The 15,323-nt window shown below is 70.5% G+C and carries 15 protein-coding genes and 1 tRNA gene; 5 read left to right on the forward strand and 11 right to left on the reverse strand.

Annotated elements, in window-relative coordinates; all coding sequences use genetic code 11:
• The first annotated feature begins 22 nt into the window (after positions 1-22).
• Entirely contained in the window at positions 23-313 is a 291-nt protein-coding gene (locus AB0M70_RS05575; protein ID WP_365816676.1) for a hypothetical protein, read from the forward strand.
• Here the strand turns inward: AB0M70_RS05575 and AB0M70_RS05580 are convergent.
• From AB0M70_RS05580 to ehuB, 9 genes are all read right to left on the reverse strand, one after another.
• Entirely contained in the window at positions 288-2,453 is a 2,166-nt protein-coding gene (locus AB0M70_RS05580; protein ID WP_365816678.1) for an MMPL family transporter, read from the reverse strand. The two genes, AB0M70_RS05575 and AB0M70_RS05580, sit on opposite strands and share 26 nt — an antisense overlap.
• Before the next feature lie 469 nt (positions 2,454-2,922).
• Positions 2,923-3,594 (reverse strand): response regulator transcription factor, encoded by a 672-nt coding sequence (locus AB0M70_RS05585; RefSeq protein WP_365816680.1) that lies wholly within the window; start codon positions 3,592-3,594, stop codon positions 2,923-2,925.
• Positions 3,527-4,780: a sensor histidine kinase gene (locus AB0M70_RS05590; RefSeq protein WP_365816682.1), complete on the reverse strand. Its 1,254-nt coding sequence runs from the start codon at positions 4,778-4,780 to the stop codon at positions 3,527-3,529. The genes AB0M70_RS05585 and AB0M70_RS05590 overlap by 68 nt, the downstream gene beginning before the upstream one ends.
• A 181-nt stretch (positions 4,781-4,961) precedes the next feature.
• Positions 4,962-5,035, reverse strand: a tRNA-Lys gene (locus AB0M70_RS05595).
• Positions 5,036-5,107: 72 nt separating this feature from the next.
• Complete coding sequence (locus AB0M70_RS05600) at positions 5,108-5,866, reverse strand: IclR family transcriptional regulator C-terminal domain-containing protein (RefSeq protein WP_365816684.1); 759 nt, start codon at positions 5,864-5,866, stop codon at positions 5,108-5,110.
• Between the two features lie 187 nt (positions 5,867-6,053).
• Positions 6,054-6,866, reverse strand: coding sequence for an ectoine/hydroxyectoine ABC transporter ATP-binding protein EhuA (gene ehuA / locus AB0M70_RS05605; protein ID WP_365816686.1), 813 nt, complete (start codon positions 6,864-6,866; stop codon positions 6,054-6,056).
• Positions 6,856-7,521, reverse strand: coding sequence for an ectoine/hydroxyectoine ABC transporter permease subunit EhuD (ehuD, locus tag AB0M70_RS05610; RefSeq protein WP_363211368.1), 666 nt, complete (start codon positions 7,519-7,521; stop codon positions 6,856-6,858). Before ehuD ends, ehuA begins: the two co-directional genes overlap by 11 nt.
• A complete protein-coding gene (ehuC, locus tag AB0M70_RS05615; RefSeq protein WP_365816688.1) occupies positions 7,518-8,258 on the reverse strand; it encodes an ectoine/hydroxyectoine ABC transporter permease subunit EhuC in 741 nt (246 codons plus the stop codon). The genes ehuD and ehuC overlap by 4 nt, the downstream gene beginning before the upstream one ends.
• A complete protein-coding gene (gene ehuB, locus AB0M70_RS05620) occupies positions 8,255-9,109 on the reverse strand; it encodes an ectoine/hydroxyectoine ABC transporter substrate-binding protein EhuB (protein WP_365817554.1) in 855 nt (284 codons plus the stop codon). Before ehuB ends, ehuC begins: the two co-directional genes overlap by 4 nt.
• Before the next feature lie 193 nt (positions 9,110-9,302).
• Here ehuB and AB0M70_RS05625 point away from each other — a divergent pair, with 193 nt between their 5' ends.
• The gene (locus AB0M70_RS05625; protein WP_365816690.1) at positions 9,303-9,803 is read left to right on the forward strand and encodes a DUF3830 family protein; all 501 of its coding nucleotides are present in this window, start codon (positions 9,303-9,305) and stop codon (positions 9,801-9,803) included.
• A gap of 17 nt (positions 9,804-9,820) precedes the next feature.
• Here the strand turns inward: AB0M70_RS05625 and AB0M70_RS05630 are convergent, their stop codons facing one another.
• Both AB0M70_RS05630 and AB0M70_RS05635 read right to left on the reverse strand, forming a co-directional pair.
• Positions 9,821-11,224, reverse strand: a complete 1,404-nt coding sequence (locus tag AB0M70_RS05630; RefSeq protein WP_365816692.1) for an amidase — start codon at positions 11,222-11,224, stop codon at positions 9,821-9,823.
• A gap of 19 nt (positions 11,225-11,243) precedes the next feature.
• The gene (locus AB0M70_RS05635; RefSeq protein WP_365816694.1) at positions 11,244-12,200 is read right to left on the reverse strand and encodes a D-2-hydroxyacid dehydrogenase; all 957 of its coding nucleotides are present in this window, start codon (positions 12,198-12,200) and stop codon (positions 11,244-11,246) included.
• A gap of 329 nt (positions 12,201-12,529) precedes the next feature.
• On the opposite strand from AB0M70_RS05635, the gene AB0M70_RS05640 reads away from it, so the two are divergent.
• The 3 genes from AB0M70_RS05640 (at position 12,530) to AB0M70_RS05650 (ending at position 15,320) form a co-directional block, all read left to right on the forward strand.
• Positions 12,530-13,366 (forward strand): decarboxylase, encoded by an 837-nt coding sequence (locus AB0M70_RS05640; RefSeq protein WP_365816696.1) that lies wholly within the window; start codon positions 12,530-12,532, stop codon positions 13,364-13,366.
• Between the two features lie 12 nt (positions 13,367-13,378).
• Positions 13,379-14,116 carry a decarboxylase gene (locus tag AB0M70_RS05645; RefSeq protein WP_365816698.1) on the forward strand — a complete coding sequence of 246 codons (738 nt, stop codon included), beginning with the start codon at positions 13,379-13,381 and terminating at the stop codon, positions 14,114-14,116.
• Between the two features lie 106 nt (positions 14,117-14,222).
• The gene (locus tag AB0M70_RS05650; protein WP_365816700.1) at positions 14,223-15,320 is read left to right on the forward strand and encodes an LLM class flavin-dependent oxidoreductase; all 1,098 of its coding nucleotides are present in this window, start codon (positions 14,223-14,225) and stop codon (positions 15,318-15,320) included.
• The last annotated feature ends 3 nt before the right edge of the window (positions 15,321-15,323 follow it).

Below are 15,323 nucleotides of genomic sequence, written 5' to 3' on the forward strand. Positions count from 1 at the left end.
GGGTCGATTACGATTCCGAACCATGAGCACGTCAGACCAGATGGGGGCAGGCCGGGCCGGCCTCACGCCGCGCCAGGCCCGGCGCATACGGATCGCCGCGGCCTCGGTGCTGATGGCCGCGGCGGCCGTAGTGCTCGCCGTACGTCTGGCGAGCCGGTCGTCCGTCCTGGTCGTGGGGGTGTACGGGCTGCTGCTCGTGCTCTGCGGCCTGGTGATCGAACTCAGCAGGCGGGGCCGGACCCGGCTCGGCAGCTATCTCCTCGGCGTGGGCCTGGTGGCCGCCCTGGTCATGGACTGGGTGGTCCTTGCCTGACCCGTTGGCCGGCGGACGGAGCCTCCTCGCGGAGCCCGTACCGCTGATGGAGCTTCCGCATCCGCCGCGGCGCCCACCAGGCTCGGCGGCCGAGCAGCGTCATCGTGGCCGGTACGAGGAACATCCGCACCAGGGTCGCGTCGATGAGCACCGCGAGCGTCAGGCCGAGCCCGATCTGCAGGATCGGTGAGAAGCCGCCGGTCATGAAGCCGCCGAAGACGATCGCGAGCAGCAGTGCCGCACAGCTGACGACACGGCCCGAGCGGCGCAGGCCCTCGACGGTGGCGGCGCGGTGGTCGCCGGTCTCCAGCCACGTCTCCCGCATCCGGGACAGAATGAACAGTTCGTAGTCCATCGCGAGTCCGAACGCGATCGCGACGATCAGCGGGGGCGCGGTCAGGCTCAGCGCCCCGAGCCCTTCCCCGCCGAGCAGCCCCGCGAAATGCCCGTCCTGGAACACCCACACCACGACGCCGAGGGCGGCGCCCAGGCTGAGGAGTGTGGTGGCGAGCGTACGCAGGGGGAGCAGCAGCGAGCCGGTGAAGGCGAAGAGCAGGCCGAACAGGGCGACCAGGACCGTGAGCACGGCCCAAGGGGCACGATCGGCGAGCATCGAACGGAAGTCGACGAGGCTCGCGGCGTTGCCGGTGACCTGGATCGGCTCGTCGCCCCGGAGGTCGCGGACCTGTTCCACGAGCCGCGTGGCGGTGGGGCCGTCGACCGATCCCGCCGGGGTCAGCTCGAGCAGGACCGTGCCGTCGGAGAGCCGCTCGCGGTCGGCTGCCCTGATGCCGGGCAGGGCACGGATCTTGTCCTCGCAGTCGGGGTCGGCGCCGGCCCCGATGAGCACCTGGACGGGGTCGGTGTCCGTCCCCGCCGGGTAGTGCTCGCGCACGGTCTCGTACAGCTGCCGGGCCTCGGTGTCGTGCGGGAGCTGCCGTGCGTCGCCGATGTTGATCCGCATGCCGAGGGCGGGCAGCGCGAGCAGGGTGAGTACGGCGACGACGGTGGCGGTCACGGCGACCGGGCGCCGGGCGGAGAAGAGGGCGAGACGGGCGAAGAAGGCACCGGGTTCGGGGGTGGCCTCTGCTTTGCTGTCACGCCGCCAAATCACGTACCAGGCGCGGGACTTAGCGTTGGTGGGGGCGATCTTTCCCCCGAAGAGGGCGAGAAGAGCGGGCAGCAGCGTCAGCGCGGCCAGCATGTCGACGACGACCACCGCGCCGGCCGCGAGGCCCATGCTGCGCAGGAACGGGCTGGGGAACCAGACGAGCCCCGACAGACAGATGGCCACCGTCAGACCGGAGAAGAGGACGGTGCGTCCGGCGCGGGCGACGGTCGCGTGCACGGCCCGCGCCACGTCATCCGTCTTCCCCCGCTCCTCGCGGAAGCGGATCACCATGAGGAGGGCGTAGTCGACGGCGAGGCCGAGGCCGAGCATGGTGACGATCTGGACGGCGTAGACGGAGATCTCCGTGAACTGGCTGAAGCCGTAGAGGGTCAGGAAGGCACCGGCCACGCCGCTCACGGTGACGAGAAGGGGGAGCCCGGCGGCCCGCAGCCCACCGAAGATGAGCAGCAGTACGACAAGGACGGCGGGCAGGGTGATCAACTCGGCTTGGGCGACGTCCTCCTGGGCCCGGCCGCCCATCTGCTCGCCGAGCAGCGGCCCGCCGCTCACCGCGACGTCACCGGCGGTGATCTCGCGGAGCCGGTCGGCCGCGTCGCCGACGGCCTCCTCCTCGGCGTCGTCGTCGAGGCCGCCCTTGAGCACGACGGGAACGATCAGGGCCTTCCCGTCCTCGGCGACGAGGCCGCGGGTGGTGTACGGATCCGGCACCTGGGCGATGCCAGGCTGCTTCCGTACGTCGGCCACCGCGTCGCCGACCTGCGCGCGGATCTGCGGGGTGGTGACGGAGGGAGCGGCCACGACGGCGTTGAAGTCGTCGCCGTCCGGGGTGAGTTCGGCGAGCCGTTCCTCCGCGACGACCGACTCGCTGCCCGGCACGTCCTCCACCGAGGAGGTCAGATCACCGAAGACCCGGGTGCCGAAACCCAGGCCGATGACGAGAAGCAGAAGCCAGACGAGGACGACGGTACGGGGGCGACGTGTCGCGGTACGGGCGAGGGCGGCCAACATGGCTCTGCCTCCTCCAAGGACGGGGTCCGGATACGCCCCTCAGAGTCGCCGCCACCCACCCGCGGCGGATCGCCGCCCCGAGCGGTCTTCCCCCCTCCCTCGCACGGGGTAGGCCTCCGCCGGACGGGGGAGAAGGCGCGGGCGCGGTCACCCCCGAGAGCGGCTCCGGCCGCCTCGCGACGCGCCGCCCGCCGACTGCTCCCAGAACGGCCATCAGACTCCTCGCGCCCGCGGGGCCACCGCGCGATGTTGGCGTGCCCGGCCGGGGTGGTTGCGGGGGCCGGTTGTCGGGCTCTCGCGCTGACAGGCCCCCGCACGCCGCGGCACCACCGTGCGGTTTGCCGTGCCCGGCCCGAGCCGACGGCAGGGCCCAGCCGTCGAGTTCCTCGCGCCCTTGGGCGCCCCGCCCCGCCGTCGTGCGCAACCGGCGCGTCCCGCCCGGATCGCGGCAGGCGCTGGCCGGAGGGCCCTATCCCCCGGGCACCACCAACCCCGTCTCGTACGCGCAGATCACCGCCTGGACCCGGTCCCGCAGGGACAGTTTTGAGAGGACGTTGCTGACGTGGGTTTTCACCGTGTGCTCGCTGACCACGAACGATGCCGCTATCTCCGCGTTGGACAGGCCCCGCGCCAGCAGTCGCAGTGTTTCCTCCTCGCGGGCCGTGAGCACCGCCAGGCGTTCGGCAGGAGAAACGGGGGGTGCGTCGGCGTCCGTGCGGCGGCGTCGGACCACGTCCGCCACCAGGCGCCGCGTCACCGACGGGGCGAGCAGGGAGTCCCCGGCCGCCACGACGCGCACCGCGTGCACCAGGTCGTCCCTGCGGACGTCCTTGAGCAGGAAGCCGCTGGCTCCGGCGTACAGCGCCTCGTACACGTACTCGTCGAGGTCGAAGGTGGTGAGCATGACGATCCGGCAGCTGGACTGCGCGCACACCTGGCGGGCCGCCTCGATGCCGTCCATCCCCGGCATCCGGATGTCCAGGAGGATGACGTCGGGGGAGTGCAGGCGCACCGCCGCCACCGCTTCCGCGCCGTCACCGGCCTCCGCCACCACCTCGATGTCGGGCTGCGCCTCAAGGATCATGGAGAAGCCGCTGCGCACCAGCTCCTGATCGTCGGCCACGGCCACCCGGATGCTCATGCCCCAAGGATGCCGTGGGCAGCCGCGCGGCGACACGGAATCCACCATCGGGCCCGTCCCCGGCCTCGGCCGTGCCCCCGCAGGCGGCGGCCCGTTCCCGGATGCCCAGGAGGCCGTGCCCCGCGCCCGCGTCCTCCGAAGCGCGGAGCCCGACCCCGTCATCCTGGATGCGCAGGATCAACTCCGCATCAGACCACTCCAGTTCTACGCCCACGACACTTGCTCCCGCGTGCTTCACGCAGTTCGTCAGCGCCTCCTGGACGATGCGGTACGCGGCCACCTCCACGTCGGGTGGCAGGGGGCTACGGGGCCCGCCGGTTTCCGTCAACTCGACGCGCAAGCCCGTGTGTTCCAGCAGCGCGGCCAGCTCCGGGAGCGCCGCGAGCGTCGGCTGCGGGACGCGCGCCCCGCCACCCGGGGCCGACGTCTCCCGCAGGACGCCCAGGATCCGCCGCAACTGCACCATCGCGTCGCGCCCCGCGCCCGCGATCGCGTCGAACGCCCCCACCGCGCGGTCCGGATCGCTGCGGACCACCACCGGCCCCGCCTCCGCCTGGACCACCATCAGGCTCACCGCGTGGGCGAGGATGTCGTGCATGTCGCGCGCGATCCTGGCCCGCTCCTGACCGACCGCCCGCGCCGTCTCGGCGGCACGCTCCCGCTCCAGACGCCGGGCCCGCTCCTCCAGGGCCGCGGTGTACGCGCGCTGCACACGGGCGAAGGACCCGAGGGCGTACGCGCTGATGAGGCTGAGCAGGTGGAAGGGGTACTCGTACGGCTCGGCGTGTTCCTTGAAGGTCATCGTGACGGCGGCCCCCGTCAGCCACCCGGCGAGCATGACGCGCCGCTGCAGCGGGGTGCTCAGGGCGGCCACGGTGTAGAGGGCGACCATGCCGCCGATGCAGACGTCGGGCGGCGGCCGGTGGTACAGCGCCATGGCGGGCGTGAAGACGGAGATCACGCTCGCGCAGATCATGGGCGCGCGACGCCGCCAGATCAGCGGCAGCGCGGTGCCCGCGCCGAGCGCGAACCCGGCCGCGCTGAGCGGATCGCCGCCCTCGTCCGGGAAGAGGAACTGGAGTGAGACGGCGAAGAGCACCAGGGCGGCGAGCGCGGTGTCCACGACGTAGGGATGGGCGGTGCGCAGCCGGGCCAGCCGGGACAGCGCGGGGAAGGGACCGTGCATGGGGCGGCTCCTCGGGGCAGGAGGGCCGTGCCAGTATCACCGGGCCCCGGGGGCGCTGTCCTCACCGGTGCGAGGGATATGCGCGGGGGCTGTCCGCCGGGAACTCGCGGGGGCTGTCCGCCAGGAACTTCCGAGAGACGAAAGAAGCCCCCCGCTTCCGCGAGGGGCTTCTCACTGTCTGTGCGCCGCCAGGGACTCGAACCCCGGACCCGCTGATTAAGAGTCAGCTGCTCTAACCAACTGAGCTAGCGGCGCCTGCTGACTCAAAAATAATACCTGGTCCCGGAGGGTGCTCAGGACCGCCCGCGTCCGACCGGCCGCCCGCCCCTAGATCGCCAGCGACAGCAGCACCGGCGCCGCCCTGCGATTGAGCGTCCGGGCCGCTTGCCGGAGCCGGTGGGCGTGCTCCACCGGCAGGGACAGCGCCAGGCAGCCGACCGCCGAGCCCGCGGTGATGGGGACGGCGGCACAGACCGTGCCGACCGCGTACTCCTGGAGGTCGAGGACCGGGACCGTGGCGGGCTGGGCGGCGAGGCGGTTCAACAGGACCCGCTCGTTCGTGATCGTCCGCGAGGTGAGGCGGGCCATCTTGTGCCGGGAGAGATGGTCCCTGCGGCCGTTCAGGTCGAGCTGGGTCAGCAGGCTCTTGCCGACCGCGCTGGCGTGCGCGGAGGAGCGGAAGTCCACCCACTCGTTGACCTTGGGGGTGCGGGGGCCGTCCGCGAAGTCGGTGATCTTGATCTCGCCGTCCTCGTACCGGCTGATGTAGACGGCGGCGCCGATCGAGTCGCGCAGCTCGTCGAGGGTGTCCTTGAGCTTGTCCCGCAGGGCCTGCTCGCGGCGGTGGGCCGAGCCGAGGCGGGCGAGGGACGCACCGGTGACGTACGCGCCGTCGGCGACCTGCTCGACGTACGCCTCGCGGCGCAGCATCCGAAGGAGGGCGGCGAGCTGGGGCGCGGGCAGTTTGGTCTGGCGGGCGAGCTCGGAGTCGGTGACGCCGGCATTGTGCCGGGCGACGATCTCGAGCACGCGCAGCGCGCTCTGCACCGAGTGCTGCGGCGTGGTCGGCTCGTGCTTCAGCGCCACGGCTTCCCCCTGCGTGCAACGGTTCCGGACAGCTGGGCTTCGTCCACGATAGCGGCCAAGGAGTGGATGGGGAGCGGCTGTTGGGGACATTGGTGGCGCGTTCCGGCACTGTCAGCAGGAACGCGCCACCCTGGCATATGCCAGCGTCATCACCCAAGGCCATAGCCTGCGCAATTGTGGTGCGGGGTCACAGCACCGCGCTGAGGAACTCCCGGGTGCGCTCGTGCTCGGGCTCGGTGAAGATCTTCTCCGGCGTCCCGGACTCGATGACCCGGCCGGAGTCGAACATCAGGACCTGGTCCGAGATGTCACGGGCGAAGTTCATCTCGTGGGTCACGCAGAGCATCGTGATGTCCGTGGTGTGCGCGATGTCCCGCAGGACGTCGAGGACGCCCGCCACCAGCTCGGGGTCGAGCGCGGACGTGACCTCGTCCAGGAGCAGCACCTGCGGACGCATGGCCAGGGCGCGCGCGATGGCGACGCGCTGCTGCTGACCGCCGGAGAGCTGGTTCGGGTACTTGTCGATGTGCTCGGTGAGCCCGACCAGCTCCAGCAGGCCGCGGGCACGCTCCTCGGCCTCGTCCTTGGACAGGCCGAGCACCTGGACCGGCGCCTCGGTGATGTTGCGCAGGACCTTCATGTTCGGGAAGAGGTTGAACTGCTGGAACACCATCCCGATGTTCTTGCGGACCTCGCGGATGTACTTCTCGCCCGCGGGCACGAGCTTGCCGTTCTTCTCCTCGTGCGTGAGGTAGCGCCCGCCGACCTTGATGGTGCCCTCCTCGGGCTTCATCAGGGTCATGAGCAGCCGCAGGATCGTGGTCTTGCCGGAGCCCGACGGCCCGATCAGCGTGACGTGCTTGCCCGAGTCCACGGAGAAGTCGAGCTCGTCCAGGACGGTGTTCGACCCGAACCTCTTGGTGACCTTGTCGAAGCGGATCAGCTCGCTGCCGTCGACCGCCGGGTTGACCGTTTCCTTGGGGGTGGTTTCAGACGACAAGACGACGCTCCAGGGCTCGGAGGAGGAGGGAGGACGGGTAGGCGATGACGATGAAGGCGATGCCGACGACGGTCAGGGCCTCGGTGTACTGGAAGGTCTCCGCAGCCTGGAGCCGCGAGCGCTGCAGCAGCTCGAGGACGCCGATGCTGGCGAGCAGCGGGGTGTCCTTCAGCATCGCGATGACGTAGTTGCCGAGCGCCGGGATCACGCGGCGGATGGCCTGCGGCAGGATCACCGCTGTCCACGTGTGGCGGTAGGGCAGGCTCAGGGCCGTGGCCGCCTCCCACTGGCCGACGGGCACGGCCTCGATGCCGGCGCGGTAGACCTGCGCGGTGTACGTCGAGTAGTGCAGGCCGATCGCGATGATGCCGGTCGTCAGCGCGGAGAACTGGATGTCCCACTCCGGCAGGACGAAGAAGAAGAAGAACAGCTGCACGAGCAACGGAGTGTTGCGGATGAACTCGGTGATGATGCCGACCGGCCACCGCACGAAACGGCTGGGCGCGCGGAACAGGAGCGCCCACACCAGGCCGAGCGAGAACGAGATCAGCGAACCCAGGGCGAGGATCTGCAGGGTGGTGAGGACACCGTCCCAGAAGTGCGGCATGAAGTCGGAGACGGCGCCCCAGTCCCACTTGTCAGCAGCGATGATCATGCGCCGGTGCCTCCGCCCTTCGGAATCTGTGCAACTTCCATCTCCTGACGCCAGTTGAGCTTGGACATCAGGCCACGGGACTCGGTCTTCTGCCCGATGCCCGCCTTGGTCTTACGCTCCAGGGAGCGCATCCCGCGGGTGAGCAGGAACGCGATCACGAAGTAGATGACCAGGGTGATCGTGTAGATCTCGGCGCTCTCCGTGGTCGCGAGGCGCACCAGGTTCGCGGCGAAGGACACGTCGCCGATGCCGAGCAGCGAGACCAGGGCGGTGCCCTTGAGCAGCTCGACGAGCAGGTTCGAGAACGGCGGGATCATCTCCGGGATGGCCTGCGGCAGCAGGATCAGCCGCATCCGCTGTGCCGGACTGAAGCTCAACGCGACCCCCGCCTCGCGCTGTGCCGGTGTCACGGAGTTGAGCGATCCGCGCACGATCTCGGCGCCGTACGCACCGTAGGAGAGCCCGAGGGCGAGCACGGCCGCCCACATCGGGACCAGCGCCCAGCCGACCAGCTGCGGCAGGACGAAGAAGATCCAGAACATCAGCACCAGCGATGAGGTGCCGCGGAAGACCTCGGTGTAGAAACCGGCCAGGAAGCGCACGGTGCGCAGCCGGTGGGTGCGCGCCATGCCGACGCCGAAGGCGACGACGGTCGCGAGAGCCGCGCTGTAGAGCGTCAGCTGGATGGTGATCCAGATACCGGGAAGAACCCAGTGTTCCCACAGTCCCGCTGTCATTTGCACAGCTCCTCTGCGGTCAGCTTGGTCATCTCGTCCTTCGTGAAGCCGAACGGCTTGAGGATCCGGAAGAGCTCACCGCTCTTCTTCATCTTGTGGATCTCCACGTTGAAGGCATCGCGCAGCTCCGTGTCGGTCGGCCGGAAGGTGAAACCGCCGCCGTCGATCTGCTTCTCGCCGTCGACGATGGGCGCGAAGGCCTCGGTCACCTCCGCCTTCGTGCTCTTGCGGACCACGCCGCGGCCGGTCAGGGCGGTGCCGGCGAAGAAGTCGATGCGGCCCGCCTCGACGGCGTTCATGCCTGCGACCGGGTCCGGGAAGATCGAGATGTCCTCCCGCTTGTAGCCCGCGGCGATGCCGTAGTCGATCTCCGCGTAGGCGGGGCCCGTGCCCATCTTCGCCTTGGCCTTGAAGGCGTCCTGGTAGTTGAAGAGCTTCTTCGGGTTGCCCTTGCGGACGATGAAGGAGTCCAGCATCTGGTACTCGGGGTCCGAGAAGATGACCTGCTGACAGCGGTCCTTGTTGATGTACATCCCGGCCGAGACCACATCGAACTGCTGGGTGTTCAGGCCAGGGATGAGCGAACCGAACTCGGTCGCGACGGGCTGCACCTTGGGCACACCCAGGCGCCCGAAGATCTCCTTCGCGAGCTCCACCGCCTCACCGGTGAACCCGCCGTCCTCATCGATGTATCCGTACGGCGCCTCTCCCGCGATCCCCAGCCGTACGGTCCCCTGCGACTTCAGCCGCGCCAGCGTGTCCCCCGTGGGCACCTTGCTGCAGCCCGCGGCGCCGAGCGCGGCCACGGCACCCGCCGCGCCCGCGCCGAACAGGAGTGATCGTCGGCGGATCCCGATGTTCCTGGGTGCCGCACTCGGTCCCGGGCCGTCGGCCCGGGAGCTCTCTGTCTCATTGCTCTCTGGGTTGTTCCAAAGTGGTGGAGCCATGGGCGCGCGGCTACCCGACTCGACGCGGAATATGCGGGCCAATTTCAGCCCCTGATGCAATCGTTGTGGTCTTGACCCAGGGAGGAGCATGGGACACATGGCAGACCGATTCATCGAAGTCTCCCTCGCCAAGCGGGGAGTTCAGTGCACCGCCAAGCTGCTCGACGACCGGGCCCCGTTGACCTGCGAGGCGGTGTGGGAGGCGCTTCCGCTCAGCGAGGACGTCTATCACGCGAAGTACGCCCGCAATGAGATCTACGCCCTCTTTCCGGCTTTCGCGGACCGCGAGCCGCCCCTGGAGAATCCGACAGTCACCCCCATTCCCGGCGACCTCTGCTATTTCTCGTTCAACGGGACGCAGTTGGGCACACAGTCCTATGGGTACGAACCGGCCGCGGACGTCAAGGCCGGCGCCACGGTCGTGGACCTCGCCCTCTTCTACGAACGCAACAACCTGCTGCTCAACGGCGACGTCGGCTGGGTCCCCGGCATCGTCTGGGGGCAGGTGGTCGACGGCCTCGACCGGATGGCCGAGGCCTGCAACGACCTGTGGCGCGCGGGCGCGCAGGGCGAGACGCTGAACTTCCGCAGAGCGTAGGCCGCGGGCTCGCAGGTTCAGTCAAGGGCGGGCGGCGCGATTCCCGCGCTGCCCGCTTCGTACAACGTGTGCGCGGCCCGCAGGACGACCGCGTCCGCGTGCCGCGCCCCCACGATCTGGACGCCGACGGGCAGTCCCTCCCTGTCCACGCCGCACGGGACGGTCGCGGCGGGCTGCTGCGTCAAGTTGAAGGGGTACGTGAAAGGGGTCCATCCGGTCCACCTGCGATGGCCGGAACCTTTCGGTACCTCCGCCCCCGCCTCGAACGCGGTGATCGGCAGCGTCGGAGTGACCAGGAGGTCGTACGTCTGGTGGAAGCGGCCCATGCGACGGCCGAGCTCCATGCGTACGTCGACTGCCGCTAGGTAGTCGAGCGCGCTGTACCGGGCGCCCTGCGCACAGATCTCGCGCAGCCCCGGATCAAGCAACTCCCGCCGGTCGGGCGGCAGATGCTGGGTCACCCGGGCGGCGCCGCTGAACCACAGCGTGTGGAAGGCCTCCACCGGGTCCGTGAAGTCGGGGTCCGTCTCCTCGACGTACGCGCCCTGGGCCGCCAGGGACTCCACCGCCCGGCGCACGGCGGCGGCGACCGCCGGCCGCACCGCGACCTGACCGCCGAGCGAGGGCGAGTACGCGATGCGCAGGCCGCGTACGCCGCCTTCGATACCCGCGCTGAAGCTGTCCGCCACCGGCCCGAGCTGCGACCAGTCGCGCGGGTCGGGGCCGCTGATGACGTCCATCAGGAGCGCCGCGTCCGCCGCGTCCCGCGTCATGGGGCCGACGTGCGCGAGCGTGCCGAACGCGGACGCGGGGTACAGCGGCACCCGTCCGTACGTCGGCTTCAGCGCGAAGATGCCGCAGAAGGCGCCCGGGATGCGCACCGAGCCACCGCCGTCCGTGCCCAGTGACACGGGCGCCGCGCCGAGAGCCACGGCCGCCGCGCTGCCGCCGCTGGAGCCGCCCGCGGTGCGCGAGGTGTCGTATGGATTGCGCGTGATCCCGCTCTGCGGGCTGTCCGTGACGCCCTTCCAGCCGAACTCGGGCGTCGTCGTCTTGCCGATGAACACCGCGCCGTGCTCGCGCAGCCGCGCCACCGAGGGCGCGTCCTCGTCCCAAGCCCTTTCCGCGCGCACGGTCTTCGAGCCCCGCAGTGTCGGCGCGCCGCGCTGCAGCAGGATGTCCTTGATCGACACCGGCACCCCGTCGAGGAGGCCCCGCGGCTCACCGCGACGCCACCGCCCGGCGCTCTCCTCGGCCTGCGCCAGGGCCTGTTCGCCGTCCACGCGCACGAAGGCGTTCACCGCGGGCTGCACTTCTTCGGCCCTGCGCAGCGCCGCCCGTGTCGCGTCGACCGGACTCAAGTCGCCCTTGCGATAGGCCTCGACGAGTTGTACCGCGGTGAGATCCGTGAGCTCGGTCATGCACGCTCCTCAAGGGTGATCAATTCCCGGGTACATACCCACGTTTTTTGTCGACCACGTTGGAGAGGGGCCGCCCGGCCGCCCACTCCTCGTACAACTCCACGAACTGCGCGCCCAGTTCATCGCGCCAGCCCACCGTGTCGCCGCTCATGTGCGGGGACACCAGGAGCCCCGGTGCCGTCCACAGCGGGCTGTCCGCGGGCAGCGGCTCGTGCTCGAAGACGTCCAGGGCGGCGCCCGCGATCCACCGCTTCGTCAGGGCGGCCGCGAGATCGTCCTCGACGACCAGCGCGCCGCGCCCGATGTTGATGAAGCGGGCCGACGGCTGCATCATCCCGAAGCGCCGCGCGTCGAACATGCCGCGCGTGTCGTCCGTGAGCGGCGCCGCGCACACCACCCAGTCGGCGCGCGCCATCAGCCGGTCGAGCTCGTCCGGTCCGTGCACGCCGTTCCGCGCGCTGCGCCCCACCAGGGCGGTGATGATCCCCAGGCCCTTGAGCATCCGGACGATGGCGTGTCCGATCGGCCCGGAGCCCACGACGCAGGCGCGCGTCCGCGCGACACGCTGGGTCTCGCGGTGCTGCCAGGTGCGCTCGTCCTGGAGCCGGAGGGTGCGCGGCAGGTCCTTGGCCATGGCGAGGACGAGCGCCGCCACGTACTCGGCGATGGGCTGGTCGAAGACGCCGCGGGCGTTGGTGACCAGCGTGTCGGACGCGGCGAGCTCCGGGCACATGAGGCGGTCCACGCCGGCGCTCGCGGTGTGCACCCAGCGCGGCCGCGGGCCCGCGCCCGGCCACGCGAGCCGTACCGCGTCCGAGAGGAAGTCCCACACCAGCAGCACGTCGGCGTGGGGAAGTTGCTCCGCCAGGGTGTCGGCGTCCGCGTGCAGGATGCGGGCGCGGCCCGTGAGGCTGCCGAGGCGGGGCGGCGGGGCGGGAGAGGGGGCGTCGAGGACCAGAACGGTTGTTTCGGACATCGGATCAGACGCTGAATCGGACGTTGATTCGGACATCGAGGAGAAACCGTTTCGCAATGAGAGTCCGCTTCCCTGAGTGGTGTCGGCCAGAGCCGTCTGAGATGCGCGGATTGACCACGCTCGCACCTGAAACTACCTTCGTCAACAGAGGTGCTCTATCACAAGCACCCCACGACTGAGTACGCTCCGTATGAGGTCATAGCACGCTCTGTAGCGCATTCTTCGCGCCTTCTGCCCCATCCCGACGTCCCGGCGCGTCGCCGGTTCCGCATCTCCCGGCCCCCGGCCGGTCCCTCCATTGCACGCACGCACGAACTTGGGGCCTGCTCATGGACGTCTCCTTCCTCGGCGGACCACACCCTCAACGCGGTGTAGGTGTCGTCGCCCCTTTCGACTTCGCCCTCGACCGGGAGCTCTGGCGCTGGGTGCCGGACGAGGTCTCCCTCCATCTGACCCGCACTCCGTACGTGCCCGTCGAGGTAAGCCTTGACCTGGCACGACTCGTCAGCGAGCACGAGACGCTCGGCGAGGCGGTGCGGGCGCTGAGCGCCGCCGAACCCGAAGTCCTCGCGTACGCCTGCACGTCGGGCAGCTTCGTCGGCGGCATCGCCGGCGAGCGCGCGATGTGCGAGGCCATGACCCGCGAGGGCGCGGTCTCCTCCGTCACGACCTCCGGCGCGCTGCTCGAAGCGCTGGCCGACCTGGGCGCGCGGCGCATCGCGCTCGTCACGCCCTACACCTGGTCGGTGACGCAGTCCCTCGAGCACTATCTGGCCGAATCCGGTGTGTCCGTCACCGGCCGCGCCTACCTGGGCCTGACCCGGCACATCTGGAAGGTGCCGTACAAGGACGTGGCGGACATGGCGCGCCGGGCGGTGCTCGGCGGGGCCGACGCGCTCTTCATCAGCTGCACCAACCTCGCGACGTACGACGTCATCCCGCAACTGGAGGCCGAGCTGCGGATGCCGGTGATCTCCGCGAACCAGGTGACGATGTGGTCCGCGCTGCGCCGTCTGGGTACGCATGCGGTAGGGCCCTACCAGGCGCTGATCAATCCGAGCGCGAGGCCGGGCGCGGGCCCGGTCTCGGCACCGGGCGAACTGCCAGGTGTACTACCGCTCGATCCGGGTCAGGGTCTGCCCGAAGGACCACCAACGCTGCCTTGAAGGAGGCTGGAAGTGACCGCACTTGGTTTCCTCTATCCGGGTCACTCGGCTGAGGACGACTACCCCCGCATGGAGCAGATGCTGGGGAGCGATGTCCGGCTCCAGGTCGTCCACACCGACATCGGCGAGGACGCGCACCGGGTCGACGCCCTCCTGGAGATGGGGTCGCCGAAACGGCTCGCCGCCGGGGTCGAGGAGTTGCGCCTCTCCGGGGCGGAGGCGGTGGTGTGGGCCTGCACCAGCGCGAGCTTCGTCTTCGGCTGGGAGGGCGCGCACGACCAGGTGCGCACCCTGGCCCGGTCGGCGGGTCTCCCGGCGTCCAGCACGTCCTTCGCGTTCGCCCACGCGGTACGAGAGGTGGGGGCGGGGCGGGTCGCTGTCGCGGCGACGTATCCCGAGGACGTGGCCGGGCTCTTCGCCTCGTTCCTCAAGGCGTCCGGCGTGGAGGTCGTGTCCACGCAGGGCAACGGCATCATCACGGCGGCGGAGGTCGGCACGTGGGGTTGGGACGAGGTGCGAGCCATGGCCCGCGCGGGCGACCACCCCGACGCGGAGGCGCTCCTCCTGCCCGATACGGCCCTGCACACGGCGGCGTACATCCATGACCTGGAGCAGGACCTCGGCAAGCCGGTCCTGACGGCGAACCAGGTGACGGTCTGGGAGGCCCTGCGCCTGGCCACCCGCAGGGTGAACGCCCCGAGCCTGGGCGCACTGTTCACGAAGGAGCCGGTGGTGCAGGTGAAGGGGTAAGCGAAACCCGCCCGGCGGCCCGGGGAATAAAGCGGAGTCCACCTCCTGTTAAGTCTGCGAAGCAGTACGCACCGGACAAGCACGCGCAGCAGGAGGCAGGACCCCCGTGACAGTGGACCCGAGCGACGACATCCGCGGCGAGCGGCACGGCAGCGCGCCGGCACCGCTCTCCGTGCTCGACCTGGTGACCGTGGGGGCGGGACGGACCGCCACCGACGCCCTGCGCAAGAGCGTGGACATCGCCAGGCTGGCGGAGGGCCGCGGCTACCACCGCTACTGGGTGGCCGAGCACCACTCCATGCCGGGCGTGGCCTCCTCGTCCCCGGCGGTCATCCTCGCCCACCTCGCCGCCCACACCGAGCGGATCCGCCTGGGCTCGGGCGGCGTCATGCTGCCCAACCACGCCCCCCTCGTCATCGCGGAGCAGTTCGGCACCCTGGAGGCCATGGCCCCGGGCCGGATCGACCTGGGCCTGGGGCGGGCCCCGGGCACGGACGGCGCGACCGCCGCCGCACTGCGCAGGACGGATCGCCTGAACGAAGGCGCCGACGACTTCCCGCAGCAGCTCGCCGAGCTCACCCGTTTCCTGGACGACGACTTCCCCGACGGCCACCCGTACAGCCGTATCCACGCCGTCCCCGGCCCTGTCCAGGCCACCTCACCCGGCGGCGTCCAGTCCCCGCACCGTCCGCCCCTGTGGCTGCTGGGCTCCTCCGGGTTCAGCGCACGCCTCGCCGGGGTCCTCGGCCTGCCCTTCGCCTTCGCGCACCACTTCTCCGCGCAGAACACCATCCCGGCGCTCGACCTCTACCGGGAGTCGTTCAAGCCGTCCGCGGTGCTCGACGCCCCGTACGCCCTGATCGGCGTGTCGGCGCTCGCGACCGACCACGAGAAGGAGGCTCAGCGGCAGGTCCTCGCGGCCGCGCTGAACATGGTCCGCCTCCGGACCGGGAAGCCGGGGCTCGTCCCGACCCCCGAGGAGGCCGAGGCGTACGAGTTCAACGAGATGGAGCGGGACTTCATCAACAGCTGGAACTCCAACGTCATCCACGGCACCGCCGACCAGGTCCGCACCGGCCTCGACGACCTCGCCAAGCGCACCGGCGCCGACGAGCTGATGATCACCGCCAACGCCCACAGCGGCGAAGTGCGCCTGCGCTCGTACGAGTTGATCGCGGACGCCTACGGACTGCCCACCGTCTGACCG

The sequence above is a fragment of the Streptomyces sp. NPDC051214 genome (assembly GCF_040682375.1).
GTDB lineage: Bacteria > Actinomycetota > Actinomycetes > Streptomycetales > Streptomycetaceae > Streptomyces.